Raw genomic sequence first — 25,922 nt, forward strand, 5'->3', positions numbered from 1 at the left:
GCCCGAATTCAGCCGCCGCCGACAGCCGGATGGTTCCCTCCGTGTTCCCGCTCCCGACGGTCGACAAGAGACCGCTGCCATGTGCCCCTTCTTCAGGACTGCCGCTGCGGCCGCGGCGATGCTGCTGGTCTTCGCTGCGATGCCCCCTCGCACAGAGGACAGCCCGAAACTCCGTGTTGAGGATGAAGCTCCTGGCGATAGGTTCACCCCCATGACGGCCGAAGCCCTGCACCGACTGACCAGCTCCGAATGCACCGATATCTGGGACCGCTTCGACGCCAAGTTCGACTTTCGACCCAGCATCAACGCCTTCCCCGGCATCACAGAGCCTTCACCATCGATTACGTGGAGCCTCGACGCATTGAGCGACGATCCCGGAGATCGGAAGCTCGACCGCCTGGTCGACTTGGTGCAGGACGGGCTCGGCAAGTGCAGCAGCCCCGGAAAGCCGCTCTGGATTCTGAACTGGCAGCACACCTGCTACCGCCTCCGTCCGGATCTTCCGGCGACTGACATGTTCCTTCCCCGGGTTCTCGAAGGGCGTTCTCGGGAGGGCTGGCCGCTCAGCCCCTACCCGGACGGCGACTACTACATCTTCCTCGCCGACGACCTCCGCTTCGGCACCTTCGGACATCCCTGGGAACACTCCCTCTGCGTCTTCGGTGCCGAGCTCCTGGACGCTATCGCCGAGGACGTCCATCAGGTGCTCCAGCGTGTCCTCCGCCGTGACGGTCTGCCCACCGCGTGAGGACGCAAGCCGGCAGAACTGTTGCCGCCCCCATGTGACACGATCACGCTCATGACGGATGAGCCCGACGCCGGTGCTGACACCCACATACGGCTGCTGGCGGGCCGCAACAGCGCTGGACGGCCTGTCTTCGAGGTGCTTCCTGCCCGGATGCTGGGAGAGCACTCGTTCGAGCTGAGCGGCAGCCCTGGCCTGGTGCTGGGATGCGCCGCCGGCGACGTGCTGCAGGTCGCCGATGACGGGACGTTCGAGGTGACCGGGCGCGGAGCCAACGTCTGTATCCAGGCCTACCGCGGAGGCCCCTTCTCGCCGGAGGAACTGGCAGGGCTGGAGGCCGGCCTCGCCGCCCTGAACGGGTTGGCCGAGGCGCCGACGGACCGACGGTTCATCGTGGGGACGGTTGCCCGTGTGGTCGGATTCCCCGCCATCGAGCGAGTCATGAACAACTGGGCCTCCGGCGTGGACAACGCCGAGTGGTGGTTCGGCAACGCCGACTGAACGGGCAGGGTCCGCTGTCGGACCTGGTCGTCAGGCTGGTCGGATTCGGACAGAGGAGGGCACCCAGATGGTGGAACACCCGGGCGTCGCAGCGCTCACGCAGATCATGTCGCCGGAGCACGGTGCCGACGAACAGGTCGACTGGGTGGTCGCTGAAGCCACTTGGAACGTTCGGTTCCCTACCGACTACAAGGCCTTCATGTCTGTCTACGGCGGCGGGTCGATCAACGACGAGGCCGACGTCCTGCTCCCTGTGCCTACGGAAGGCATCCAATGGGATCCCGGCAGCATGGCAGGGGAGACCGAGAACGCCCGCTACGGCTGGGAGATGGAAGGCGGCAGGGCCGCTCTCGACGTCGACCCGGGGCACATCCTTGCCTGGGAATCACCTCTGGACCGGACATCCTCTGCTGGCTGACCGAGGACAGCGACCCCGACCGCTGGCCGGTCTTGGTCATCGGACGACACACACGCCCGACCTTCACGGTCCACCCGTTCGGGATGGTCGAGTTCCTCCGTCGGTTGGTCCACGAGGACTACGACGGGTGGTCGTCCTGGCCGATCAGCGTCGGCGGTGAGCTGTGGAACTGCTCACCACCGACCTTCGTCCATTGGCGGGTGGAGCAACTCCGCTGGAAGGCAGGACTCGACCCTGCGACTGGCGAACCGGACCCCTACGCCGACATGTTCCCGCGCTGACCCCCGTGCTGGGCGAGGAATCCGCCGCCGGTGTCGCCGGACTCGGACGGATCCGTCCCGCCAACGATCTGGAGCACCGGCCAGCGGCTGCTGAACGTCTGGCGGCGGCGCCACGGAAAACCGGACCTACAAGAAGACGGTGATCAAAGTCCCGGGCGGCGCGAAAGGCAGCACGGAGCAGATGAGCGACCCCAGCAGCATCTGGGACGGCGGCCGTGCCTGATCCGCGTCGGCGCCACGGCGACTGTGGCGCGAGCAAGAGCTCCCGTCCGCCGGCGACGGCACGCGCGGCCGGGGACAGTGCCCGGCCACACTCCGGTGCCGCGGCCGGTGCGGGAGTCCGCGCGCGGGGCTGCGGTGGCCGGCTGTGGGACCGGCCACCGCGTCGGTCTGCCCGCCACCGGCTGTCGGGGGGAGTCAGCGGGTGGGGACCGTCCGCACCGCATCGACGGTGCTCGATAGGACAACGAGCCCCGAGGCCGGACGGGCACGGGCAGTGCCGCAGGCCCGGCCGGGCACGACCTCCGCCGGACGGCATCCTGCCGGACTCCTGAACCGTGTCAGCACCCGCCTCCGCCGCCCGTCGAACCGCCGTGGCCCAGGGCGCCCCACCAGGAGGTACGTGAGTGGTCCTCAGGAGCTGCAGGAGGTTCGGCCCGGGTGCTGCGCCGGGCGTACAGGTCGACCGGGACGGTGGGCGCCAGGGCCTCCGTCAATGTGCGGTGCAGCTGCCCGGTGTCGGCTTCCGACGGCAGGGAGCACGTGAAGGTCACCCCGTTCGTCATCACGACGGCCAGGGACGCGGTGACGTCGGGCGGGCGCGCGTCGCCCGGATAGGGCTCTTCCACGGTGTGGTCGATCCGGACCCGGCGCACCCGGCTGATCGGCTGCGGCACGGCGCGCCCGGAGCCCTTCACGATGGTGACCGAGGTCGGCCCGGGTACCGGCGCGAACCGCACCCGCCGCACGCAGGTGAAGGCGCGTACGGCAGAGGCCGCCCACGCCAGGACCGCCGCGCTGCTGCCGATCGCGAGGGCCGTCGGCCACACTGGGCGCCATCCCGTTCCGGCGAACAGCATGACCACCGCTACCGGGACGGCGGCGAGGAGGCCGAAGGCGAAGGCGAACGGCACCACCGCCACCGAGGAAACCGCCTCGTGCAGCGCGGCGCGACGGGTCGCCGTTCCCGGCTCGATCACCAGATCCGCTTGTCCGGGGACCGAGTTGTCAATGACGGCTTGGAAGCCGTCCACGGTATCCGTCATGACACCACGTTAGTTTCGTGTCGGTCGTTTCGACAGAGGCCAGGGCCTGCTGGACTGCTGGGCGACCGCCGCCAGTGTCAGTGTCGGTCGGGGGCGGCGGGCCGGCACGTGGACACCCGTCGGCCGCCCGGTGCTCCGGACGGGTGCCCCGCCGCCTGAAAGCGCGAAGCGATGGGCACGGTCCCCGGGCATGCCAGCACACCGCCACCGTTACCACGGCACAGCCCGCCTCCTCGGGCCGCCCACGAAACGGGCTCGTCCCAAGGCCGCCGGCCAGCCGCAGCCCAGCAGACCGGTCCCACGCTGTCCCGCTCCCCCGCTGCGGGTGAGGCGGGGGAGGCCCCGTGCGGAGCCCCATCGCCGGAGATGACCCGGCGGCCGTCGAGCGGCCCGTCGGGCCGTGCTCCAGGTCCGGGCCGGGCGCGGTCACGTACCCGTCGAGCGGCATCGAAATCTCGGCGGTCACCCTGCTCATGCCCGCTCCTCCACGGTGTGTCGCGCATCGGTCCCCGAGGCGGTGAGTGGTCCTCCCCTCGTGGTCGGCGAACGTCGACCCGACCGCGCCCGGTGTCAGGTCGGGAGTGGTGGCGCCGATCGATCACACGGCGGTGGCGGTGGCTCCAGCCCGCCCCGGGGCAGTGGGGCGTCGGCGAGGTGCGGATGCCGGCCGGCGGGTCGGTGTGCTGACGGCCCCCGGTACGGAGCACGGCGCTCCGAGAACTCCACGAGGCGACGACGCTGTCGGACGGCGGTCGGCACGTGGGCTGGACGCGGCGCAGCGGCGGACGTCCAGGCCGGGGCAGGCACAGGTCCCGGGGCGCAGCGCCCGTCGCCGGGGCGGCGGGGCCGAGGGCCCGGTCCAAGCCGTCCGTCGGGTCGGTTCCGCTCCGGGGGGAGGTCCCCCGGGTCGTCCGACCGCCCCCTGCGCGGGGCGTCAGCCGCAGGAGTGCCAGGGCGTCGTGTAGTTGACGAGGACGCTGCCGCCCGGGGTGGTCATCCAGACCCATTCGCGGACGCAGGTACCGGTGCCTGCCACCCTGACCGGGCCCGCGTAGGTGGTGAACTGGCCGTCGTCGACCTTGCTCTGCGCGCCCTTGGCGTTCGAGATGTCCATGGCCATGTGGGTGCTCACGCCCACGTACACCGACTTGACGAACACCGAGCAGTTGGTGGTGCCGTCGAAGTAGTCATGGATCGTGCCGGCCTTTGAGCCGTTCACGTCGTAGATGGTCGAGGACCACGAGAGGCTTCCTGCGCATCCGTAGTTGCCGGCCTGTGCTGCCGGCGCCGTCAGGACGCTGCCCAGGACCGCCAATCCGGCGGCGGAGACTGCTGCTATCGCCTTGCGTGCGCGCACTGTCGTTTCCCTGCTGTGCTCGTAGGAATTGAGGCACAGTCATATCAAACGAGTGATCTTGACGAAAAACTTGGCGTGACAAGGGCACTGCCCGGCCTGGGTGGTGGCCGCATGCTTCGGCAGCGCGGATCTACCCACCGTAGGGCCGTGGCCGGGTGCGCCAGCATGATCACCGAAACGGTGTGTCAGGGGGTGCGCGGCGTGCGCGCATGGGGATTGGCGGCGTCCGCGGCGGGCGTGGTGCTGGCCGCGGTGGCGGGATGCCGGGCGCCTCGATATCGGGCCGGGTTCCACCCAGGCCTTCGAAGGCCTTCCTCTCACAGATGTCGCACTGCACCGCATGGTGAAGCGCACCATGCTCGCCGCCGGCCGGGCCGACAACGAAGTGGCCCTGTACGCCACCGACCTCGCCACCCGGACACACACTCGCCTGCTGCAGGTGTCCGCCGCAGGCGCCATCTCCCCGACCGCCCGCAACGACGGGACCTGCTTCCTCCTACCGCCTGCGTGGGAGTTTGACTGGGGCCACCGGCCCTGCAACGCGATCCCACTGATTCTGCGGATCGATCTTCCGGCTGAACCTGCAGGCAGGTACGTGCCGCAGCAGTTCCGTACATGGCAGTGGGTCGCTCGTAAGCCGGTCACCGAAGCGCTGTATGTCCTCGTCTGCCACGTCCACCCGGGGAGCAGTAACCCACCCCGGCGGGGGACGTCCCAACCGGGCGCCCAGCCCGACGGCCGAGCCGTCACCCGCCATCCGAACCGTGCACCCCGGCCCTCGAGCCCCGCCTCCGTCGGCCCGGCCGGCCCGGGGCTGGAGGGCAGGGCGGCGGTTGGGTGGCACGAACGGGGCTGCCCCGACGAGCTCTCCACGCACCCACGGCGACCTGACGCACACTCCGCCCCCGAGCGTCACCCGATCAGCAGGCCGGAGCGGGCGCGCCCGGCCGTCACTGCAGCAGCCCGCCCCTCGCCGACCTGTCCGACAGACAGTCAGCACACCGGAACCCCTCCCTCGCAGGGGATGTGACCCATCGCAGGGACGGCTTCGGGGTGACGCCGTCCTGCTCCGAGTGGCGCCCACGAGTGGTGGCCCCCTGCCCTCGGGCGCAGGCTGACGTACGCGTGCGCACCCGAACCACCGCGGGCGGGCCGGGCCACGCGGCGTCACCCGGCCGGGACGGCCGAGGGACGCACAGAACGTGCAGAGAGACGGGATCACATGGCGAAACAGGGCATCAGTTCGGGTTGCCTGCCTTCCGTTCGCGGAACCGGCAGGTCTGTACGAAGGCGGGGGCGCCACCGGTGCGCACGACGGCGCTCCCGGGACACCCGCCTGGGAGCGACGCTCGTCGCAGGCGTTCTGGCCTTCCTGGGCGCGGTGGGCCCGACACCGAGCAGCGCCGCGTCGGCCTCCGCCGGCGAGCCGCGGCCAGGAGGGCCGGCGCGGTTCGTGCCCGGCCCCTGCCCGAACGCACCCGAGCAGATCCCCGGGCGGTGCGGGGTCCTGGAAGTACCCGAGAACCGTGAACGGCACGGCGGGCGGACCATCCGCCTGGCCGTCGCGATCATCCCGGCCGAGGCGGCGAAGCCGGCCGAGGACCCGGTGGTGTTCATGGAGGGAGGTCCCGGCGGCGACCCCATCGGAGCCATCCCGTTCCTGATCGCCTCCGGCGTGAACCGGGACCGCGACCTGATCGTCATGACCCAGCGCGGCGGGCCCTACTCACAGCCGTACCTCGCCTGCCCCGAGGTCGACCGGTTCAACGAGGAGGCCGTGGGGCTGCCCTACGACGCGCCCTCGACCGGGCGGCTCCTGGTACGCGCCACGAAGCAGTGCAAGGACCGTCTGACCGCCGACGGCGTCGACCTGAGCGCCTACAACACCACCGAGAACGCGGCGGACTTCGCGGACCTGCGCAAGGCGCTGGGAATCCACCGGTGGAACGTCTACGGCTACTCCTACGGCACCGACCTGGGCCTCACCTACCTGCGCCGGCACCCCCAGGGGATCCGGTCGTTGGCGATCGACTCGGTCGTCCCCCCGCAGATCGCCAGCCTGCCGTGGACCTGGGACAGCGCCCGGGAGGGGATCGGCGCGATCTTCGACGCGTGCGCGGCGCAGCCGAGCTGCAAGAGCCGTTACCCGGACCTCCCCCGCGTCCTGACGGAACAGGTCCGGCGGCTGGAGGCGAACCCCCTGACACTGACGGTGGAGCCGTCCGGGGGAGGTGACCCGGTGAAGGTCGTCCTCGACGGCGGCGCGCTGGTGAACCTGCTGGTCGCCGACGGCGGCGCCCTGCCGGCCGCCGACGTCCCCGCGGCGCTCGACGAACTCGCCCACGGCAACCCGGAGCGCTTCGCGCAGGTCCGCGCCGCCGGCGCGAGCCCCGCCACCGCACCGTTCGCCCAGGGGATGACGAACTCGGTGGCCTGCGCCGAGTGGGTGCCGGGCTTCTCGCAGTCCGACCTGCTCAGGGCGGGGCGCCGGGCCTTCCCCGGCTGGCCGGACACGGTGCTGGCCCACGCGCCGCAGCTCCCCTTCGAGTACGACGTGTGCCGCGTCTGGAACGTCCCGGACCGCACCGCGATCCAGCGGGTGGCCACCGTCAGCAAGGTGCCGACGCTCATCGTCTCCGGGACCTTCGACGCCAAGACCGGGGCGCGCTGGGGGCCGTACACGGGCCGGACGCTGGCCCGCTCGACCGCCGTGCAAATTCCCGGGATCGGCCACTTCGTGGTCCCGCAGTCGCCCTGTGCGCAGAGCGTCCTGGCTTCGTTCCTCGCGCGGCCGACCGCGCCCGACACCGGCTGCGTGGCGGGACTCGCCCCGGCACCGTTCACCATCACCCCTGACCTGGAGACCCGATGAAGTCCCTCAGCCCACCACGACACCGGCGCGCCGCGCGCCGGCTCCCGGCCGCGCTGGCCGGGGTGACGGCCGGCGCCCTCGTCGTCGGCCTGGCCGCGCTGCCTGCCCGGGCCGAGTCCGGCGCCGGAGCGCCGCTCGGCACGGCCGCCCGGACGGCGGGCGACGCCCGCTTCGAGCCGGGCCCCTGCCCGAGAACGGCGGACCCGATCCCCGCTCTCGCGACGGCCCGCTGCGGGACGCTCGCCGTGCCCGAGAATCGTTCCCACCGCAAGGGGCGGAAGATCACCCTCGGGGTCGCAATCATCCCCGCGGTCACCAGCCGGCCGGCACCCGACCCGGTCGTGTGGTTCGCAGGCGGGCCCGGCGACGACGCGGTCTCCGAGATCCCGATGGCGATCGCCGGCGGGCTGAACCGCGACCGGGACGTGATCTTCATGTCCCAGCGGGGGACCTACTCGGCCGACCCGCAGCTCACCTGCCCGAACGTCGACGAGTTCAACGCGGACGCCCTCGACCTCGTCTTCGGCGCGCCGTCCACCGGGCGCCTGCACGTCGCCGAGACGCGGAAGTGCCGCGACCGCCTGGTGCAGCGCGGGGCCGACCTCAGCGCCTACAACGGCACCGAGAGCTCCGCCGACTACGACGGCCTGCGCAGGGCGCTGGGCATCAGGCAGTGGAACGTGTTCGGCATCTCCTACGGCACCGACCTGGCGCTCCAGTACATGCGCCTGCACCCGAAGGGGATCCGGTCGGTCGGCATCGACGGCGTCCTGCCGCCGTCCCTGGCCGGCGGGGCCGTGACCTGGCGCGCCGCACGAGAAGGCTTCGACGGCATCTTCAAGGCCTGCGCGGACCAGCCCGCGTGCAACACCCGTTATCCGGGCCTCAAGGCCACCTTCGAACGTCTCGTCAGTGAGCTCGAGGCCGAACCGGTCACCACCACCGTCACCGTCCCGGGCCACCCGGAGCCGGTGAAGGTCGTGCTGGACGGCGGAGTCCTGGTGAACTGGCTGACCTTCGCCAGCCACCTGGCGGCCGGAGTGCCCCGCTCCATCGACGAACTGGCCCACGGCAACCCGCAGCGGATCGCCGAACAGTGGGCCGGCGGGAAGCTCAGCCCGCAGGCCGTCGGGAGGCTCTCCCACGGGCTCGCCTACGGCGTCTTCTGCAGCGAGTGGACACCGTACGAGAGCGAGGCCGACGTGCTCCGGGCAGGGCGGCGCCTGTTCCCGTCGTTCCCCCGCTCGGTGCTGGCCAACGCTCCGCTGCTCACCTGGCTCCACGCGGACTGCCGCGCCTGGGACGTCCCTGCGGCGCCGCCCTCGATCCGGGACGTGACGCGCAGCGACATCCCGACCCTCGTCCTGTCGGGCGGGTTCGACTCCCAGACCGCGCCGAGCAGCGGGCCGTACGCCGCCCGCACGCTGAGCCGGTCCACCGCCGTCACGGTGCCCTACGTCGCCCACGTGGTCTTCGCCGACTCGCCGTGCGCCCAGTCGATCACCCGCTCGTTCTTCGACACACCGACCACGCCGAACACGGAATGCCTCGCCGGTCTCCAGCCACCCGAGTTCGAGATCGGGTCGTGAAAGCTTCCGCCCGCCGCACGGCAGGCTCGATCACCCGGACGGGGTTCCTGTTCGGGTGATCCCCAGGCGATCCGTCGCCGCAGCGTCTCGTCCACCCACCGCACGGCACAGGAAGTCTTCCGTCACGGCCCCGAGCGCGGAAGCCATTCCGGCCCGATCTGACCGCAGGATTTCCTGCCCGGTTGTGCTGGCTGGAGTCGGCGGGCAGGCGGGCCGACCGGGCAGCGGTACCGGCGGGGACCGCCTTCCACGGGTGCGCACGGAGTGGCCCAGCCTGAAGGACCCGGGCTGGTGGACCGAGACGCATTGGAACGTCCCGGCTGCTGGAGCGGGCGACGGAGAACGACCCGAGAGCCGGGTGCCGGGTCATCCACGCCGGCCCGAAGGGGAGCGGACATCGGCACCGCATCCGAACCGCGGACAGGGCGCCCGCCGGGGCGGGCGCCCTGTGCGGTGGCCGAGCGGGTCAGCCGCAGGAGTGCCAGCCGGTGGTGTAGTCGACGACGGGCTTGCCGTTCGGGTCCTCCATGTAGATGTGCTCCCTGATGCACTCGTTCACCGCGTGCACCCAGACGGGGCCCGCGTAGCTGGCGAACATCCCGCCGTTGCTGCTGCCGCCGCCGTCGTAGTTGTAGTCCGTTATGTACAGGATCGTGTAGGTCTTGGTGCCCGCGTAGGCGGACTTCACGAAGACCGAGCAGTTCGCGTACCCGTCCCAGTAGGTGCGCAGCTCACCGCCGGTGCCACCGCTGATCGTCGGGATGGTCTTGGTATAGACCAGGTTCGCCGCGACGCCGTCCCGGGTGCAGCCGTACGCACCGGCGTGAGCGGCCGGCGCGGTGACGAGAGTGGTGAGGCCGACGGCGGTGGCGACAGCCATCGCACCGACGGTGTTGCGCATGCGCATACGAGTGTTGCCTTTCATCGAACTGACGGACGGTCGAGGAATCTAGCAGGTAGGCGTCGCTCCTACCTGCGCGGATTCCCTCGTGTGCGGCATGCCTGACGTGTTGTCGGCAGCCGATAACTCACATCACACGAGATACACCGTCGGCTGGACACGCCCACTCCGACAGGACAGGGCCTCCTGTCGGCGTACACCTGAAAGTGCACGGGCGGGTACAGCCGAACGTGCACGGCGGCGGTGCCTGAATGCCGTACTGGTACTGGTGGCTTGGCCCTGCCGGTCAACTCCGTCCAGGGGTGAGGCGTGCCGCGCGGGAGGTGAGGTGGCGCCGCTCCGGTGTGCTGGTGGTGCGCCGGGCTGCCTCGCGGTAGGCGTCCGCCGCGGCATCGTGCTCCCCGAGCAGTTCCAGGAGGTGGGCTCGGGTGGCGAGCAGGCGGTGGTGGTGTGCCGTGCGCTTGTCGGATTCCAGCGTCGCCAGCAGGTCGAGCCCGGCGGCGGGGCCGTGCACCATGGCGACGGCGACCGCACGGTTGAGGGTGACCATCGGGTTCGGCGTGACCTGCTCCAGGAGTCCGTACAGAGCGAGGATCTGCGGCCAGTCGGTGGCGTCGACGTGCTCGGCCTCGTCGTGGACGGCGGCTACGGCCGCCTGCAGCTGGTACGGGCCGACCTGTCCCCTGGGCAGGGTCCGGCTGATCAGGTCGATTCCCTCCGCAATGAGCCTGCGGTCCCATTGGCTGCGGTCCTGCTCGGCCAGCGGCACGAGGTCGCCGTCCGACCCGGTGCGCGCCGGCCGACGCGCATCGGTGAGCAGCATCAGAGCCAGCAGTCCGGCCGCTTCGGCGTGGTCGGGCAGCAGGCGGTGCAGCAGCCGGCTGAGCCGGATCGCCTCGCCCGACAGCGCCGGCGCGGTCAGGTCGGCGCCGTCCGTGGTGGTATACCCTTCGTTGAAGATCAGATACAGCACGTGGAGGACCGCGCCCAGCCGTTCCGCGTGGTCGGCTGCCTCCGGCATGCGCAGCGGCGTGCCGGAGGTCTTGATGGCCTGTTTGGCCCGGCTGATGCGCTGGGCCATGGTTGCCTCCGGCACCAGGAACGCGGCCGCGATCTGAGCGGTGGTCAGGCCCCCGACCGCGCGCAGCGTCAGTGCGATCCGGCTGGGCTCGGACAGCGCCGGGTGGCAGCACAGGAACAGCAGCGCCAGGGAGTCGTCCCGGTCCGCTTCCGGCTCGGCGTCGGCGGACCTGCTGAGCAGCTCCGCCTGCGGGGTGGCCAGGGCGATGCGGTCCTCGCGGCGCCGGCGCGCCTGCTCACTGCGAACCTGGTCCACCAGTCTGCGGGAGGCAACGGTGACCAGCCAGCCCCTCGGGTTGTCCGGCACCCCCTCTCCGGTCCACTGGAGTGCGGCGGCCAGCAGTGCCTCCTGGACGGCGTCCTCACATGTGTCGAAGACCCCGTAGCGGCGGACGAGCGCGCCGAGGACCTGCGGCGCCAGCTCGCGCAGCAGGTCCTCGATGCCGTGACGCACGCTCACACGTCCGCCGCGGAGTCGTGCAGGATGGGCCACAACTCCACCGGGTCGACGTCGGCGAAGGGCATGTCCGCCGCGATCTGCTGCGCGCGCTCCAGGCTCTCGCAGTCGAGCAGGTAGAAGCTGGCGATGTACTCCTTGGTCTCCAGGTACGGCCCGTCGGTCACTGCCGGGGCCGCGTCCTTGCGGCGCACCAGCTGGGCGAGGGCCGCGTCCGCCAGGCCGTAGGCGCCCACGAGCTCGCCGGTCTCCCGGTACTTCTTGTTGAACGCGTCCTGCTTGGCGATGGCCTCGGGCCATGCCTCAGCCGGGAAGGAGTCCCACTTGGCCTGGTTGCCGTAGATCATCGCAACGTACTTCATCTCGGGTGTCCCCCTCGGTTCCGCGCACCCTCTCGGCGCGCTGTCACCCCTCAGTCGGAGCCGGGAACGGGTCCTCGACATCCGGCACGACGGATTCCTTCGACTTTTTTCGAGCCGCCGGGGCGGGCCCGAACGCCCGAGCGGCACAAACGATCAACCTATCCGGCGCCCCCTCCCTCGGACAGCTGCCTCCGCTTGTGCACGTTCGCGCGTACCTGACTGTGCGGATGGACCCGTATGCCGACAACAGGTTCAGCGGACGATGACCGCCGCGACGGCGGTCGTGGCGGCGCCGGCCATGAGCCCCACCTTGGCTTCCGGGGAGGTGAGGAACCGGACGAGCTTCTTGGCGATGAGCTTGGCGGCGGGCTTGCGCTCGGCCTCGGTGTCGGTCCGCTGCTGGGCTCTCAGGCCGGCGATGGTGAGTCGGGTGAGGGTGTGGTGCCAGGTCGGGACCAAGTTGGCCGGCACGCCGCAGGCGACGAGGAAGCCGTGCAGCTCGGCGATGGTCGGGAGGCCGTGGTTCTGGAGAATCCGGCGGAGCCGGCAGGCGGGGACAGCGTGGCCGGCGGCGGTGGTCTTACGGCTGGTCTTCTGGAGGGTGCTGCCGTCGCGGTGGACCTTGGCCGCCATCAGGCCGGTGAAGTCGGCCGGAGTGGTGCAGAGCATGAGTCCGAACCGCTCGGGTCCGGCGAGCTGCCGGCCGTCCAGGTCGGGCCCGGCTGCCTTGGCGGCCGGGACGACGAGGTCCTCGAGCGACTCCACGGTGTCGCGCTTGGCGGGGGACGGGACGGTGATGCCCATGACGGAGATCCGCGCGGGCACGCGGACGCCGAGGCGCTCGACGGCCGGCACCGGCCGGCCGGCACCGGATTTCGCCGCGGCCGGGAGCGGCCTGCGCTGCCCGCTGTGCCGCACTCCCAGAGCTCCCTGGCGGCCTCCGGCTCGCCGATCGTGGGGCTCGCTGAGAGAGGATCCGACCTGACGATCTCCCAGGACGGCACCCTGCGGCCGGACATCGCCTTGGAGAGCGTCGCCGGGGCGTGGTGGGTGTGGTCCGCGACCATGCGCGGCGTCATGCCGGACTGGTCGAGGCGGGTGCGGATGAGCTCGGTGAGCCCGACCGTGGCGTCCGGGTTGATGCCGTTGCGGGGGCGTCGACCGTCGGTGAGGTAGTGGTCGGCGCCACCGCGACGTGTCCTGCTCCGCCGTCCCCGGGGCGGGTGCGGGCACCGCGCTCCAGCGGTCGCGGCGCCGTTCCGGGAGCTCAGACGGTCCCGCGCAGCTTGGCCAGTGCCTCGTTGAGCAGGATCTCGCCGTCTTCCTGGGTGCGGCGTTGCCGGACGTAGCCCAGGTGCGTCCTGTAGGGGGCGTTGCCCTGGGCGACGGGCACGTCGTCGGGGTCGGGGCCGGCGGGCAGACCGCAGCTGCGGCAGTCCCACACCTCCGGGACGACCGCCTCGATCGCGAAGCTGATCTGGGTCCGGTGGCCGTTGCCGCACCAGAACGACACCGCTGTACGAGGGGCGAGATCTCCGCGCTCGGACTCCCCCATCGGCCCCGAACCGATCCGCGCACCCCTGATGCCGCCACGTCCCTGTGCCACGATCGCTCTCCTCGGCCACGATGTCCACGCCTCGGATGTGCATGGGGACGCCCAGCGTACGGCCATCCCCGGCAAACCCGACCCACCGCCCCCCGCGCTCAGGCGCAGGACCGTCGCCGACCTCTGGAAATCAACCCCCTGCAGCTCCCCCTGAACCGCACTCCGCCCGCCGAAGGTGCGCAGCACGCCACCATCAACCGGCACGCAGGCAAAGGACTCGACGGAACAGGACGAACTGCACGGCGCACGAGCGATCTGCGCACCCCGGCCGTCGGCACCTGCCAGAACGGCGCAGTCCGCAACTCACCACGGACCCGCTGCGCAGAACGAACGGCCGCTGCAGCTGGCCAGGCGCATCGATCGGCGGGTACGCCATCGGCACGTGGCTCGCCGAGCTCTGGTGCCCGAGCCGGCCGATCGTCTGGCAGCGCGTACGCGGTGGCGCGGCTGTGGTGGCTGGAGGCCGACGGCCAAGTGGACTGGGCGCAGCTGCCCGAGGAGCCGGTGTTCGAGGGCGGGCAGCTCGGCCGCCGGTCAAGGCGCAGCGCGGCGGCCGGCCCGGCCTGGAGGTGGACCAGCAGGACCTGCTGACCGCGATCGGGATCGAGAAGGACCCGGAGTCGGTGGCCGCGCGGGCGGCGGCCGCGGCCAAGCCGGAGGCGTCCCGGGCGGACCGGTTCCAGCAGGGGCCTGGCTGGCCCTCTCCGCGTTCCTGGAGCGGGAGGGCCGTGCGAAGTCCCACGTACCCACAGGACGGTGGAGGGGCTGTCGCTGGGCCCCTGGCTCGACAACCCGGGCACGCCGGGACAAGCTCACCAGCGAGCAGATCGAGCGGCCGGAAGCCCTTGGGGTGGCCTGGTGAGCCGTGCCGGGGCTTGGACCGGTGGTGTCGGAGGTGTTCAGGATCGTGGGATGCGGCGCAGCCGGGAGAAGAAGTCTGCGGTTCCCGCGTCCCAGTCGACCCGGACGGGTCCGCGGTGGGAGCGGGGTGCGGGAGGGGCCGCCCGGCGACGGACCCACCTCGACGGCCAGCTCCACGATTCGGTCTATGGGTGGCTCTCGCCTACGCAGCCACCCATCACCCGGGGCACGTCGCCGGAACCGCCTGCACACGTGGATCCAGGCTCAACGGGCGCAGGAGCGGAGCAGGCCGGCGAGGGTCAGGAACCAGGCTGCGACGGCGGTCCAGAGGAGGGCACGCCCGACCGTGTCGAGCCAGGGGATGTCCGTGGCGGTGGAGGCTGCGAGGGTGGCGACGGCGGTAATGCCCACGGGAAAGACCGTGGACCAGCGACGGATGTCGTAGTGCAGGCGGGGGCGGGCCAGTTCGGCGGTGAGGAGGACGGCGTGCCAGGCGAGGGCGAGGGCGAGCAGGACCAGGGTGGTGGTGCGGAGCGCTTCGCGGGCGGACCCGGTCCAGAGTGGGGAGAGGACCAGCTTCGAGCCGGCCAGGGCCGAGATCGCGAGCGCGCCGGATGCGATCCACTGGTCTCCGGCACCGCGCCAGGTCTGCCGGAAGTCGTAGCGGGTGAGGGCCTCGAGGTAGAGAACGAGGCCCAGGCAGAACAGGACGAGCGCCGTCCACGTCAGCCAGTCGCCGGCGCCGGCCAGGGCGAGGGTGCCGGCGAGGACGGCGAGGGACTGCGTCGCGACGCACACCAGGAACACGGACCCGGGCATCGGGCGCTGCCAGTGCCGGGCGACGGCGGTCAGCAGACCGGGCCAGAGCACGAAGGCCAGCGCGAGCAGGGCGGCGGCGAGTTGGTGCCACCCGGCGAGTGAGCTCCGGGTGCCGAGGAGGGCGGTGGCGGCGACCGCGGTCAGCGCGGGCGGTGTGTCGGCCTCGGCGAACCAGCGCGGCCGGTCCCGCACCAGTCGGAGGCCGACGTCGAGGGCGAGCACCAGCCAGAGCGCACCGGCCAGCGCGAAGGCCACCGCAGACAGGACGGTATGGCCGATCAGTAGCAGGCCGATCGACGGGGCGCCGGTGGCCAGGACCGCGCCCCCGGCCGCGGGGTGAACCACGGGCGGGGAGAACGGAGCTGTGCGGGGACGGGCGGTCACGTCTTGCAGTCTTCCGTCCCGCACGGTTCCTCGCGCCATTGGACACATGTGCCGGCGAGAGCGACGACTACCCGCATCGGGCGCGGATGACCAGCGTCGAGCTGACCCACGGGCTCGCTGCCGAGGCGTGGGTGGAACAGTTCGGGGCCGTAAAGGCCGGAGTGAACCTCATCCTGAGTTTTCGCAGGTGGGGAGGGTGTGGACGGCGGCGAAGGACGGCGAGACCCCGGCCCGCCAGGGCGTTACGCCTCGGCGGCCGCGCTGTCGGGGGCGGTGCGCCCTCACTCCCTCTTGTCGGCACCTATGCCGGCCGCCGGCTTTCCCGTGTTCGTGAGCGTCTCCTGGGCACGCGTGTCGACGAACCGCGTCACCAGATACTGTGAGGCGCCGAAAGCCACGCCCCACGCCAGGACCTGCCCGCTGCTGTCCAGGTTGCTGAGCCCCGGAATGAACTCGCCGCGAATGAGCAGCACACCGAGAAAGGCCGAGAGAGCTCCGGTGGGCACCTTCAGCAGCGCGGCCGCCAGCGGAAGCATGTAGGGGGTGCTGGTGCCCTGGATGCGATGCAGCGAGGCGACGACCGTCAGGGCGGCCCCGGCCGCCCCCGCCACCTCGACCAGCAGGACGTCCTTCCGGTTGGCCAACGTCTCCACGGTCACCGTCTGGGTGGCATCGCGCTGGATCGAAGGGCAGACAATCGTGGTGGTGGTGTCCTTCGGCTCGAAGCAGAGACTCAGGGTTTGCGGAGCGAACCAGCCGAAGAGGGCGAGCCCGGCCGCGCCGAGGAACACCACGACTGTGGCCGCGATGAGGATGTTCCGCAGACTGCGGACCCGGGTGTACTCCTTGTCCAGCTCGGTGTACGCCGAGCTGAGCGTTCGGATGAGCAGCCTGCGGTCAGGAACCGTGCCTCCGTGCTCATTGTGCTTCTTGATCGCCGCGGCCAGCGCGATGCGCTGCGGATCGGTTTTCCTGAGGCTGGATTCGGCGCACCCCTGCACCTCCGCGACCCAGCTGCCCAACTCCTCGTCGGCGACGAGCTCCAGCAGGATCAACTCCGCGGCCCGAAGATTCGCGGACGCCCGTTCCAGGGACGCCCCGGACCCCGGAGGGGTGAAACGCCGCTCGCGTGCTCCTGCCCGAGCCTCTGCCAGGAGCGCGTCCATCCCCGCGATGAGGGCGTTGCGATCGGGGTCCTCCGGGTGGCGGAGCCGTTCACGGTCCAGTTGCACGGCCAGGTAGCGCGCCCGCGCGACAGTGCGCTCGCGCCACGCGGACGTTCGGCGGTCCGCACCGAAGAACTTGGCGATCCGAGAGCCCGTCGACGACCCGTGGGATTCCGAGGGCGGCTCGGATTCCGTGGACTCCGCGAGAGGCTCGGATTCCTCGAGTTCAGACATGATACTCCGCTTGTATGCAAAGGACTGCCTCCCACCGTCCCGTACCGGAGGAGCTGCCGGCGGGATTCATCCATACGTGGTCGATTCCGCAGCCCCATGGGTGTCGCAAGAGGTCATCCCCGACGCCTTCGCCGGACTGCGGGGCGCGGGGGCCTGTGTTTCCATGAGAACGCCCCATCAGGCCGACCCACCCGTTCGGGTGCGACCATGAAGGAATTTCGAAGATGACAGACAGCTCGGTGACCCAGATCTGCAACTACACCAATGCCCGACCGACACTGAAGCAAGGCTCGTCGGGGGATGCGGTCAAGCAGGCGCAGTGCTTCCTCAATTTCTCGCTGACCGGGGAGGGACTTCTTCTGGATGGCGAATTCGGTCCCGTGACCGATGCTGCGACGAGGCGGTTCCAGAAATGTTCCGACATCACGGTCGACGGCGTCATCGCCGCCCAGACCTGGTCGTTCCTGACGTTCTGGGCCAACTCGACGGGCTACGCCTGCTGAGTTCTTCCGCCGCCCGCCGCCCCCTCCGGGGAGAGCGGCTGGTGCCGGACGAGTTGTGGGAGTTGTTCCAGCGGGTGGATGGCCGCGATGGACGTCAGAGTGTCACCGACCCGGCCGCAGGGCGGCGGCCGTCGCCGCCACGGGGACCGGGAGGTGCTGGCCGCGATCGTGTTCGTGGCCACCTCCGGGTGCACGTGGGCCCAGCTGCCGCCGTGTTTCGGGCCGTCCGGGCCGACCGCGCACCGGCGGTTTGCCGAGTGGACCGCGGCCCGGGTGTGGGCGAAGCTCTACCGCCTGGTCCTGGACGAACTCGGCTCGCGGGGCGAGCTGGACTGGTCGAGGTGCGCGGTCGACTCGGTGAACATGCGCGCCACGAAAAGGGGGACCTGACGGGTCCGAATCCTGTCGATCGGGGCAAGTTCGGGTCGAAGATCCACCTGCTCACCGAACGCACCGGTCTGCCCGTCTCGCTCGCGATCTCCGGCGCGAACCTGCACGACAGCCAGGCCCTGATCCCGCTCGTCGAGGCGATCCCGCCGATCCGCTCCCGCCGCGGCCCCCGGCGCCGTCGGCCCGGCAAGCTCCACGGCGACAAAGCCTACGACCACCGCTTCATCCGCTCCTACCTGCGACGACGGCAGATCACGGCCCGTATTGCCCGCCGTGGCATCGAGTCCTCGACCCGCCTCGGCCGGCACCGCTGGGTCATCGAGCGGACCGTTGCCTGGCTCGGCGGCTTCGTAGGGAAGGTGGATGCGCTGAAGCCGGATGTCGGTGATCAAGACATCCGCCGCTACGAACGCAAGGGCACCCACTTCGCAGCCTTCGCCACCATCGCCACGTCCGTACCGGCGAACAGCTCGTCGAGGACGGTGTTGTAGCGATCCAGGACGATGGCGTACTCGTGCTCGTCCTCGGCGTACCGCTTCGACTCCGGAAGGCTGTGGAAGCGCACCCACACATCCCGGTACGGGCCGCGGAGCCGGTGAGCCACGGGGAGACAGTCAGCCCACCGCTGCTGCCACAGCTCCGTCAGCGCGGTTTGCCCCATCCCGGACACCTGCAGCACACGTCCTCTCCTTGCCCTGCGACCGCCGACCATGATGCCCATGCACCCAGCCAAAAGAAACGTCGTCCAAGCCTCCCGGGACACCCGAGCGGAACCCGAACGGGCTGCCGCCCTACCCCGCCTGGGGGCCGCAGGCCACCACCACCCGGCACCGGTCATCCCGGCCCGGCTGCAGGCCCGCACCGCCGCACCCGCCCACGAGCCGGGCCGCCAGGCCGCCCGTTCGGACCGGGGCGGTGCCCGGGCTGCGCCCCGGCCGCAAGCACTGGACGGCCCGTTGGAAGGCGGCTCTCAATGCCCTGACCACCTTCGAAGGCCGCCTCTCCGCAGGCCGCTGACCGTCAACCGACCAGGGAATTTGCACCGTTGATGCGGCGCTCCCATCCCCGAGGACCCCGACCGCTGTCGACCCGCTGCTCGCAAGCACGGGCAGACACCCGTCTCCCGGACGGCGACCACTGGCGGTGTTATCCGTCGTAGGTCAGCCGGGCACGCCATCGATGGCACCGCCAGCTACAGAGAGGGGTCGCTGACAGCGGCCCTCTGTGCAGGCGAGTCCGTCGGCCGTGGATGTCAGACTCGGCGCATGACGCTGTGTGACTACTTCTCCGCCGCCGACGACCAGGCCGCCGTCGCCGTGGTCGAGCGGCCCGGAGGGCCGGCCGTGGCCGGGCTCGACGTGGTCTTCCTCAAGAACATCGACCCGGTGGTCGCCGTCGCTCAGCTCGAAGCGATCCTCACGAACTGCAGCTACGAGGAAGCCAGTCGGCGCCCGCGGTCAGGGCAGCTGCTGTCCTCTCCGGAGGACGACGCCCCGCTGGTGTTCAGCCTGTCGGACACCCTGGCCGAGGCTCTCACCGCGGCAACGCAGGCTGACCTGGCGCGCGCTGCCGAGCCGTGGTCCATGACGGCCGAACTGCAGCAGTGCCAGGTCGACTCCGAGACGGCGCTCGGCGTCCTTGAGGCCCTGGTGGGCCTGGCCCAGCGCGCTGGGGCTGCCGGCCTGCGTCTGTATTGCCGGTGGTCCCTGTAACCAACGGTGTTCGGTAGCCGGGCTGGATCAGTCGCGGTGTGCGCGGTTCTCCTTGGCGAGGAGTTCGCGTCGTTGGCGATCCGGTAGGAGTCGCCGGTGAGGGTCAGGACCTCGGCATGGTGGACGAGCCGGTCGATCATCGTGGCGGCGACGACGTCGTCGGAGAAGGTCTCTCCCCAGCGCCCGAAGGGCAGGTTCGAGGTCACCATCATCGAGCCTTGCTCGTAGCGGGACGCGATGAGCTGGAAGAACAGGTTCGCCGCGTCCTGGTCGAACGGGATGTAGCCCGGCGGACGGACCCGCCCGCGGGGAGGCGCTCGCCCGGCGGCTACGGCTCGGCAGGAGCGCTGCTGCCCCCGGCCCGGACCGCGGTGCCGAATCGCCACGCCTCGATGTCGCGGTAACGGATCGGCCCGGGGCCGCGGCCGATGTTGCTGCCGACCAGGTGGAGACGCTCGGCCCGCCACGGCCGGCCCGCGAACCCGGCGAGCCCGGCCGCGGCCCGCGGCACGCTGGTGGGATCGTCGCGACGGGACCGCGCCAGGGTCAGATGGGGGCGCAGCGGGCGATCCCTGAACTCGATCCCGCAGGACCTGACCACGTCCCGGACGTCGGCGGCGAGCAGGTGCAGTCCCTCCAGGTCCCCGTCGATCCCGCTCCACAGCAGCCGCTCGTCGAAGTGGCCGCCCCCGCGCAGGCCCAGCTGCAGGGCGGGGTGCGACGCCGCCAGGCCGGCCAGCACCGACCGCAGCAACGGCACTGCGGTGGCGGGCAGTTCACCGAGGAAGGCCAGGGTGATGTGCCAGTCCTCGATCCGGTTCCACCGCAGCCGCGGGTACTGGGTGTAAGCGGGCCGCAGGACCCGGGCCAGCTCGTCCTTGGCCTCGTCGGGCGGAGCCAGCGCCACGAACACGCGCAGGGTCGAAGGCTCGGGGGGAACGTCCACCAGGGATTTCTAGCACCCCACCGGCGTTCCCGGCCGGCGAGCAGGCCCGCGGGCGGCGCAGCCACCCCCGGCTGCCGGCTGCCGGGGGCGGGGTGCGGTGTCCCTGCCCCGGACCGGACGGGCCCGTCGCAGCACCCCGCACCCGGCGCAGGATGCCCCGCCGCCCGCCCCGGCCGGCGACTGTCGGTGGACCGGGCACTTTGTCGGCCAGGACGTCACCGACACTCCCCCGCTCTCCGGCTCCCCGGGCCGGCCAGCGACGACACCGCCCCGCGCCGCGCGGGAGGGCGTCCTTCGGGTTGCAAGTCCCCATCGGTGTCCCCCCTGCGGCCGCGCGGTGCCCCAGGACATCCGCCACCGCGGGACGCCGGGTCCATGGAGACGAAGTCTCCGCCGGCGGGTGGGCCGTGCGCCCGTTGAGCAGGCCGTGCAGACACCCACCACCCCCGGATGTGGCCGCCTCTCCTCCCAGCCCTCTCGTACGCCACGCCACGCCATGGCCACCGGCCTAGTCCGGCCCCGGCCCGCCGCCGCAGCGGCCAGGTTCTCCCAGCCCGTCGGCAACGCCGTCCGGCCGGCCGTACTCGGTCATCCGGTCCGCCGGCACCCCCGGTCCGCAGCGGCTCAAGCTGATGAGGGGACAGGCCACCGCGCTCCAGCAGGTCCTGCAGATCGCCGTCGTCGACGGCGTGGTCGGCCACTGCGACCGGACGGTCCCGGCGGCAGGCCGAACGGCACCACGTACGCGATCGCGCTCGGCAACTCCCCCGGCATCGGCCACACCGGCCCCGGTCCACCATCCTCGGCACCGGGGCCCGTCCCCCTCCCGGCACCCGCGCCCCGCCCCTCGACGCCCGCCCCCTGGTACCGCACCCGGTTCCTTCCCCCGGCAGGCCCTGACCCACAACCCACTTCCCGCCGGCCGTCCTCGCCTCCCGCCGACGACGACGTGCGGCTTGACGGCTGCCTCGCGGTGGACCGGCTCGGGGCGTGGTGCTGCCGTGGCGGACCGGTCAGCGGACCCGTTTCCCGGGGTCGCCCGGGTGGGCGGGGCCGGCCTGCAGGCCGGCGAGGAAGTCGCGGTAGACCTCCAGCGCTGCGGGGAACACCGACGGGTCGGCCGTGTTCGGCCACTGCTGGACCTCGGTTTCGGCCCAGGCGGACCACCGCTCGAGCATGCCGATGTACTCGAGGACGAAGCGGCCGACGAGCGCGTTGATGTGCATGCGCTGGGGGAAGGGGTTGGGGCCCTCGACGTACGAGCGGGAGACGGCCACCGCCTCGTCGTGCATGGCCGAGGCGTGTTCCCGCAGGCTGCGCACCGCTGCGAGCAGGTCCTCCTTGGAGCCCTGCTCGGCGAACATGGCGCGCACCAGGGCCTCGGACTCGAACATCGGGGGCTCGCACGGCCCGCCGAGCCACTCCCGCAGGGCCCGGCGGCCGGCCGCGGTGATCGTGTAGACGGTGCGCCTGCGGCCCCTGGCGATCTCGGGTTCGGCCGTGGCCAGGCCGTGGGCGACCAGGTTCTTCGGTTCGTCGTAGATCGCCCGCTCCGCCCGTGGCCAGATGTAGTGGAGGCTGCGCTTCATCTGGCGGGCCAGGCCGTACGCGGAGTAGGGCTGCACGGAGAGCAGCCCCAGGACCGTGAAGGACGTGGAGGTCAGCTGCTTCACGGGCACCCCTCTTGACCCTCTTGACAACCGGGGAAAGAATGATACTGCAAATTGCAGTATTGCCGGAGGGCCGCCTCATGACCATCGATGAAGCCGCCGTGCGCGAGTTCGAGGAAGGCGTCCGGGGGGTGCTGATACGCCCCGGCGATGCCGAGTACGACAGCGCCCGGCAGGTCCACAACGCAATGATCGACCGGAAGCCCGCGTTGATCGCCCGGTGCGCCGGCGTCGGCGATGTCATCGACGCGATCCGGTTCGCCCGAGCCGCTGATCTGCCCGTCGCCGTCCGTGCCGGCGGCCACAACGTCACCGGGCGCGCGGTCTGCAACGACGGGATCGTCATCGACCTCGGCGCGATGAGGGGCATTCGGATCGACCCCTCGGCCCGGACGGTCCGCGTCGAGGCGGGGCTGACCTGGGGCGAGGTCAACCACGATCTCCAGCACTTCGGGCTCGCGGCCGCCGGCGGGTTCGTCTCCACGACCGGTGTGGCCGGCCTGACACTCGGCGGCGGCCTCGGCTGGCTGGTTCGCAAGCACGGCCTGGCCTGCGACAACCTCCTGTCCGCGGACATGGTCACGGCCGACGGCCGGTTCCTGACCGCGAGCGGGGAGGAGAACGAGGACCTCTTCTGGGCCCTTCGCGGAGGCGGCGGCAACTTCGGCGTGGTCACGTCCTTCGAATTCCGGGTACACCCGGTCGGTACCGCGCTCGCCGGTCTGCTGGTCCATCCCATCGCCCGGGCGCCGGAGGTCCTCCGCTTCTGGCGGGACTACGCGGCCCAGGCACCCGAGGAGCTCACCGACGGGTTCCTGCTCTTCACCGCGCCGCCCGCCCCGTTCATTCCCGAGGCCACGCGCGGGGCCCCGGTCGTCGGCGTGTACGCGGTCTACGCAGGCGACCCGGGCAGGGGTGAGAGCGTCCTGAGGCCGCTGCGCGAGTTCGGCCCGCCGGTTGCCGACATCATCCAACCCATGCCCTACAGCGCCGCCCAGACGATGGCGGACTGGATGTGGCCGCGCGGCCTGTGGAACTACTGGAAGTCCGGGTTCCTGGCCGGGCTGGGCGACGAGGCCATCGACGCGATCGTCGAGGGCTTCGCCACGGCCCCGTCGCCCATGACCACCGCGCTCGTCGAGCACAACGGTGACGGTGCGCTGAACCGAGTGGCCCCCGACGCGACCGCGTTCGGCCACCGGGACTGGTCCTTCAACTTCCTCGCCACCTCCCTGTGGCCGAACCCCGCGGACACCGACGCCAACATCGCCTGGACACGCGCCTACTGGGACGCGGTCCGGCCGTTCACCACGGGCGGGGTCTACATCAACTACCTGGGAGCCGAAGGAGAGGACAGGGTGCGGGCGGCCTACGGCGCCGACTACGACCGGCTGGTCGCCGTCAAGGACGCCTACGACCCCGAGAACGTCTTCCGGCTCAACCAGAACATCGCACCGACCGGCCGGGCAGCGGCGGCCTGACCGGCCCGCGTGGGCAACCGGAGCGGCCACGGTGTGAACAGGCGGGGGCGCCGACTCCCCGGGCAGTGGCTGCCGAACTTCCGCCGGCTGTAGATACCGCCGCCCCGGCGCCGTGGCCGGCCGGCCCCATCGGGCCCGGGCCCTGGCCGCGGCCGACCCGCGCACCGGCCCGCACGCCGGCGCCCCTCCCCCGGCCGGCCCCGCGCGGCACGGACGACCGGACCCGGCCCCGAGGACCGGCGCAACCGGGTCGGACGGCACACCGTTGCCCCGGGGTGACGATCGGACAGATCCGGCCCACGGCCCGCGGCCTGCTCTCCCGGCTCCACCACCGCCTCGGTACAGCCCTGCGCCGCCGGCCGGCGGCGAACCTGCCCGGCGCACTGTGGCGGGCACTCGGCGACACCACCGACGCCGAGCCGCTCCCGGCACCGGCCGTGCGGCCCGGCGGGCGGCCGCAGTCGGCGTGACGGCAACCGTGCCACCTGGCAGGCCAACGGGCGCCCGCACCCACGCCCCCCGCCCGACCTCGGCAGATCGCCGCCGCCGAACGGCTCGAGACCCTGAGAGGGCGTTGAGTGAGGCTATGTCCGTTTCGTCGTTGTGACGGTGTGTGGGCAGGTCACGCGGTCAGTCGGCTGTTCTGGGTGTGGGGATTGCGAACAGTCCGGGCTCGATCTCGACGACGAGGCCGGCGCTGGTCAGACGCTTGAGCTTGTTGCGCATGCCGGAGATGTGCGTGGGCTCGGTGCCGGTGGCCAGGGTGCGGCACAGGTCGCGGCAGCGTTGCGGGGCTGCGGCGTCGATGAGCGCGGTGAGGATGTGCTGGTAGATCGGGTTGTCGGGCAGGCCCGGCATCCGGTCGCCGGTGGGCTCGTCGTCGCCGAGGGACAGGATGACTTTGCGGGCGATTGCCAGGTCGGCGCGTTCCGCGTCGAGTTCGGCTCACATTCCCCCCAACAGTGTGGCAAGCTGACTCACTCCACGTCGGCCAACCACTGGTCGATGAGCACCTTGCCGATCGAGTCGACCCGGTAGGGCCCGCCGACAGCGGAGTCCGTAATTCGCGACCGAAGTTCGGCCGCCGTGAACCAACGTGCCTCCACCACCTCCACGTTGTCCACGTCGATCCGGTCGGAAACGGCCTCGGCGCGGAACCCGATCATCATCCCGGATGGGAACGGCCACGACTGGGATCCCTGATAGGTGATCGTCCCCACCTCGACACCGGCCTCTTCGGCGACCTCGCGGCGCACCGCGTCCTCGAGGCTCTCCCCGATCTCGACGAACCCAGCCAGCGTGCTGAAGCGGTCCGGACCGGATCCCGCGTGCCGGCCGAGCAGGCAGCGCCGAGGCGTGCCGGGTAGTTCGACCAGCACAATCACGGCCGGTTCGATCCGCGGGAAGAGCAGCTTTCCGCAGTCCTGACAGGTCCGCAGGTGGCCACCGTTGCTGGGGACGGCCGGACCGCCGCACGCGCCGCAGAACCGCTGATTCCGGTTCCAGTGCAGGATTCCACGGGCATACGCGAGCAGGCCCGCCTCGTCCGGCGTGATGGTGGGAACCATGGCTCGCACCTCCAGCACCGTGTCCGCGGTGGCCAGTTCGACGGCGTTGGACCGGTCGACGCGGGACACGTCGGCCGCGAACACCGCGGCCTCTCCGTCCAGGCCGAGAAACACCTGGTCGTCGGCGGCGTCGAGGATGCCCCGCGCCTCGGCCAGCGGCAGCCGGATGGGCCTGTCGTCGCGGACCAGACAGTGGTCCCGCCACAAGGGAATCACCTGGGTACTGGGGCTCGTCAACAGCCCGGCGACCCACTCCGAGTCGGTACGCCGGCCGCCAACCCGGTCAAGCCCCAAGCCGCTGTAATACAAGGTTCCCCCTAGCCCGTCCTGTCCTGCGCAGATTCCACGATAGTGGGCGTCCACCAACTGGGGTATCGAGCTCGGTCTCGACGACGAGGCCGGCGCTGGTCAGACGCTTGAGCTTGTTGCGCATGCCGGAGATGTGCGTGGGCTCGGTGCCGGTGGCCAGGGTGCGGCACAGGTCGCGGCAGCGTTGCGGGGCTGCGGCGTCGATGAGCGCGGTGAGGATGTGCTGGTAGATCGGGTTGTCGGGCAGGCCCGGCATCCGGTCGCCGGTGGGCTCGTCGTCGCCGAGGGACAGGGTGACTTTGCGGGCGATTGCCAGGTCGGCGCGTTCCGCGTCGAGTTCGGCCAGGCGGGCGGTGAGCTGGCTGACCTCGGCGGACAGCTGCTCGGTGATGTCGCCGATCGCCTGTTCCCGGTCGGCGATCCTCTCCAGTGCGGTGCGTGACAT

26 protein-coding genes and 1 pseudogene are annotated in these 25,922 nt (G+C 71.4%); 11 read left to right on the top strand and 16 right to left on the bottom strand.

Annotated features, from left to right (window positions below):
* Nucleotides 1–211 precede the first annotated feature (211 nt).
* The 4 genes from ACQ614_RS01305 to ACQ614_RS01320 all read left to right on the top strand — a co-directional run bounded on the left by ACQ614_RS01305 (nucleotide 212) and on the right by ACQ614_RS01320 (nucleotide 1,945).
* Complete coding sequence (locus ACQ614_RS01305; protein WP_431676221.1) at nucleotides 212–748, top strand: DUF2716 domain-containing protein; 537 nt, start codon at nucleotides 212–214, stop codon at nucleotides 746–748.
* A gap of 51 nt (nucleotides 749–799) precedes the next feature.
* Complete coding sequence (locus ACQ614_RS01310) at nucleotides 800–1,246, top strand: DUF4265 domain-containing protein (RefSeq protein WP_431676222.1); 447 nt, start codon at nucleotides 800–802, stop codon at nucleotides 1,244–1,246.
* Nucleotides 1,247–1,313: 67 nt separating this feature from the next.
* Entirely contained in the window at nucleotides 1,314–1,664 is a 351-nt protein-coding gene (locus tag ACQ614_RS01315) for an SMI1/KNR4 family protein (RefSeq protein ID WP_431676224.1), read from the top strand.
* 83 nt (nucleotides 1,665–1,747) lie between these two features.
* Nucleotides 1,748–1,945 (top strand): hypothetical protein, encoded by a 198-nt coding sequence (locus ACQ614_RS01320; RefSeq protein ID WP_431676226.1) that lies wholly within the window; start codon nucleotides 1,748–1,750, stop codon nucleotides 1,943–1,945.
* Between the two features lie 560 nt (nucleotides 1,946–2,505).
* Here the strand turns inward: ACQ614_RS01320 and ACQ614_RS01325 are convergent.
* Both ACQ614_RS01325 and ACQ614_RS01330 read right to left on the bottom strand, forming a co-directional pair.
* Entirely contained in the window at nucleotides 2,506–3,210 is a 705-nt protein-coding gene (locus tag ACQ614_RS01325) for a hypothetical protein (RefSeq protein ID WP_431676227.1), read from the bottom strand.
* Nucleotides 3,211–4,144: 934 nt separating this feature from the next.
* A complete protein-coding gene (locus ACQ614_RS01330) occupies nucleotides 4,145–4,567 on the bottom strand; it encodes a hypothetical protein (RefSeq protein WP_431676228.1) in 423 nt (140 codons plus the stop codon).
* Nucleotides 4,568–6,020: 1,453 nt separating this feature from the next.
* On the opposite strand from ACQ614_RS01330, the gene ACQ614_RS01335 reads away from it, so the two are divergent.
* Together ACQ614_RS01335 and ACQ614_RS01340 are read left to right on the top strand one after the other, a co-directional pair.
* Nucleotides 6,021–7,439, top strand: a complete 1,419-nt coding sequence (locus ACQ614_RS01335) for an alpha/beta fold hydrolase (RefSeq protein ID WP_431676229.1) — start codon at nucleotides 6,021–6,023, stop codon at nucleotides 7,437–7,439.
* Nucleotides 7,436–9,028, top strand: a complete 1,593-nt coding sequence (locus ACQ614_RS01340; RefSeq protein ID WP_431676231.1) for an alpha/beta fold hydrolase — start codon at nucleotides 7,436–7,438, stop codon at nucleotides 9,026–9,028. Before ACQ614_RS01335 ends, ACQ614_RS01340 begins: the two co-directional genes overlap by 4 nt.
* 466 nt (nucleotides 9,029–9,494) lie before the next feature.
* Here ACQ614_RS01340 and ACQ614_RS01345 read toward each other — a convergent pair whose 3' ends face one another.
* The 7 genes from ACQ614_RS01345 to ACQ614_RS01375 all read right to left on the bottom strand — a co-directional run bounded on the left by ACQ614_RS01345 (nucleotide 9,495) and on the right by ACQ614_RS01375 (nucleotide 16,898).
* Nucleotides 9,495–9,929, bottom strand: coding sequence for a hypothetical protein (locus ACQ614_RS01345; RefSeq protein ID WP_431676233.1), 435 nt, complete (start codon nucleotides 9,927–9,929; stop codon nucleotides 9,495–9,497).
* A gap of 286 nt (nucleotides 9,930–10,215) precedes the next feature.
* Nucleotides 10,216–11,469 (bottom strand): RNA polymerase sigma factor, encoded by a 1,254-nt coding sequence (locus ACQ614_RS01350; RefSeq protein ID WP_431676234.1) that lies wholly within the window; start codon nucleotides 11,467–11,469, stop codon nucleotides 10,216–10,218.
* Nucleotides 11,466–11,828 carry a YciI family protein gene (locus ACQ614_RS01355; protein ID WP_431676235.1) on the bottom strand — a complete coding sequence of 121 codons (363 nt, stop codon included), beginning with the start codon at nucleotides 11,826–11,828 and terminating at the stop codon, nucleotides 11,466–11,468. The genes ACQ614_RS01350 and ACQ614_RS01355 overlap by 4 nt, the downstream gene beginning before the upstream one ends.
* A 252-nt stretch (nucleotides 11,829–12,080) precedes the next feature.
* Nucleotides 12,081–12,746, bottom strand: coding sequence for a hypothetical protein (locus ACQ614_RS01360; RefSeq protein WP_431676237.1), 666 nt, complete (start codon nucleotides 12,744–12,746; stop codon nucleotides 12,081–12,083).
* Nucleotides 12,747–13,095: 349 nt separating this feature from the next.
* Nucleotides 13,096–13,434, bottom strand: a complete 339-nt coding sequence (locus tag ACQ614_RS01365) for an RNA polymerase-binding protein RbpA (RefSeq protein WP_431676239.1) — start codon at nucleotides 13,432–13,434, stop codon at nucleotides 13,096–13,098.
* A gap of 1,125 nt (nucleotides 13,435–14,559) precedes the next feature.
* Complete coding sequence (locus ACQ614_RS01370) at nucleotides 14,560–15,498, bottom strand: tellurite resistance/C4-dicarboxylate transporter family protein (RefSeq protein ID WP_431676240.1); 939 nt, start codon at nucleotides 15,496–15,498, stop codon at nucleotides 14,560–14,562.
* A 281-nt stretch (nucleotides 15,499–15,779) separates the two neighbouring features.
* On the bottom strand, nucleotides 15,780–16,898 hold the full coding sequence (locus ACQ614_RS01375) for a hypothetical protein (RefSeq protein WP_431676241.1): 1,119 nt from the start codon (nucleotides 16,896–16,898) through the stop codon (nucleotides 15,780–15,782).
* Between the two features lie 224 nt (nucleotides 16,899–17,122).
* On the opposite strand from ACQ614_RS01375, the gene ACQ614_RS01380 reads away from it, so the two are divergent.
* Together ACQ614_RS01380 and ACQ614_RS01385 are read left to right on the top strand one after the other, a co-directional pair.
* On the top strand, nucleotides 17,123–17,401 hold the full coding sequence (locus ACQ614_RS01380) for a peptidoglycan-binding domain-containing protein (protein ID WP_431676243.1): 279 nt from the start codon (nucleotides 17,123–17,125) through the stop codon (nucleotides 17,399–17,401).
* A 78-nt stretch (nucleotides 17,402–17,479) separates the two neighbouring features.
* Nucleotides 17,480–18,282 (top strand): IS5 family transposase gene (locus ACQ614_RS01385; RefSeq protein WP_431676244.1). Its coding sequence is split into 2 segments (ribosomal slippage): nucleotides 17,480–17,789 and nucleotides 17,789–18,282, totalling 804 coding nucleotides; the frame shifts between segments, so codons are not numbered across the junction.
* Here ACQ614_RS01385 and ACQ614_RS01390 read toward each other — a convergent pair.
* Nucleotides 18,195–18,629 (bottom strand): DUF3885 domain-containing protein, encoded by a 435-nt coding sequence (locus ACQ614_RS01390; protein WP_431676246.1) that lies wholly within the window; start codon nucleotides 18,627–18,629, stop codon nucleotides 18,195–18,197. The two genes, ACQ614_RS01385 and ACQ614_RS01390, sit on opposite strands and share 88 nt — an antisense overlap.
* 427 nt (nucleotides 18,630–19,056) lie before the next feature.
* Between ACQ614_RS01390 and ACQ614_RS01395 the strand changes: the two genes are divergently transcribed.
* Nucleotides 19,057–19,503, top strand: a complete 447-nt coding sequence (locus ACQ614_RS01395) for a hypothetical protein (RefSeq protein WP_431676247.1) — start codon at nucleotides 19,057–19,059, stop codon at nucleotides 19,501–19,503.
* Nucleotides 19,504–19,586: 83 nt separating this feature from the next.
* Here ACQ614_RS01395 and ACQ614_RS01400 read toward each other — a convergent pair.
* The 3 genes and pseudogenes from ACQ614_RS01400 to ACQ614_RS01410 form a co-directional block, all read right to left on the bottom strand.
* A pseudogene (locus tag ACQ614_RS01400) lies at nucleotides 19,587–19,889 on the bottom strand (ATP-binding protein); the annotation flags it as partial.
* Nucleotides 19,832–20,449: an RNA 2',3'-cyclic phosphodiesterase gene (thpR, locus tag ACQ614_RS01405; RefSeq protein WP_431676248.1), complete on the bottom strand. Its 618-nt coding sequence runs from the start codon at nucleotides 20,447–20,449 to the stop codon at nucleotides 19,832–19,834. The gene thpR and the pseudogene ACQ614_RS01400, both read right to left, overlap by 58 nt.
* Before the next feature lie 1,013 nt (nucleotides 20,450–21,462).
* Entirely contained in the window at nucleotides 21,463–22,122 is a 660-nt protein-coding gene (locus ACQ614_RS01410; RefSeq protein ID WP_431676250.1) for a PadR family transcriptional regulator, read from the bottom strand.
* A 77-nt stretch (nucleotides 22,123–22,199) separates the two neighbouring features.
* Here ACQ614_RS01410 and ACQ614_RS01415 point away from each other — a divergent pair, with 77 nt between their 5' ends.
* Nucleotides 22,200–23,600, top strand: a complete 1,401-nt coding sequence (locus tag ACQ614_RS01415; protein WP_431676251.1) for an FAD-binding oxidoreductase — start codon at nucleotides 22,200–22,202, stop codon at nucleotides 23,598–23,600.
* 275 nt (nucleotides 23,601–23,875) lie between these two features.
* The gene (locus tag ACQ614_RS01420; RefSeq protein WP_431676253.1) at nucleotides 23,876–24,070 is read left to right on the top strand and encodes a hypothetical protein; all 195 of its coding nucleotides are present in this window, start codon (nucleotides 23,876–23,878) and stop codon (nucleotides 24,068–24,070) included.
* Nucleotides 24,071–24,230: 160 nt separating this feature from the next.
* On the opposite strand, the gene ACQ614_RS01425 is transcribed toward ACQ614_RS01420, so the two are convergent.
* From ACQ614_RS01425 to ACQ614_RS01435, 3 genes are all read right to left on the bottom strand, one after another.
* A complete protein-coding gene (locus ACQ614_RS01425; RefSeq protein ID WP_431676254.1) occupies nucleotides 24,231–24,458 on the bottom strand; it encodes a hypothetical protein in 228 nt (75 codons plus the stop codon).
* A gap of 119 nt (nucleotides 24,459–24,577) precedes the next feature.
* Nucleotides 24,578–25,477, bottom strand: a complete 900-nt coding sequence (gene nudC, locus ACQ614_RS01430) for an NAD(+) diphosphatase (protein WP_431676256.1) — start codon at nucleotides 25,475–25,477, stop codon at nucleotides 24,578–24,580.
* Nucleotides 25,452–25,922: a hypothetical protein gene (locus tag ACQ614_RS01435; protein WP_431676258.1), complete on the bottom strand. Its 471-nt coding sequence runs from the start codon at nucleotides 25,920–25,922 to the stop codon at nucleotides 25,452–25,454. The genes nudC and ACQ614_RS01435 overlap by 26 nt, the downstream gene beginning before the upstream one ends.

It is taken from the genome of Kitasatospora dryopteridis, from assembly GCF_050749075.1.
Taxonomy (GTDB): Bacteria; Actinomycetota; Actinomycetes; order Streptomycetales; family Streptomycetaceae; genus Kitasatospora.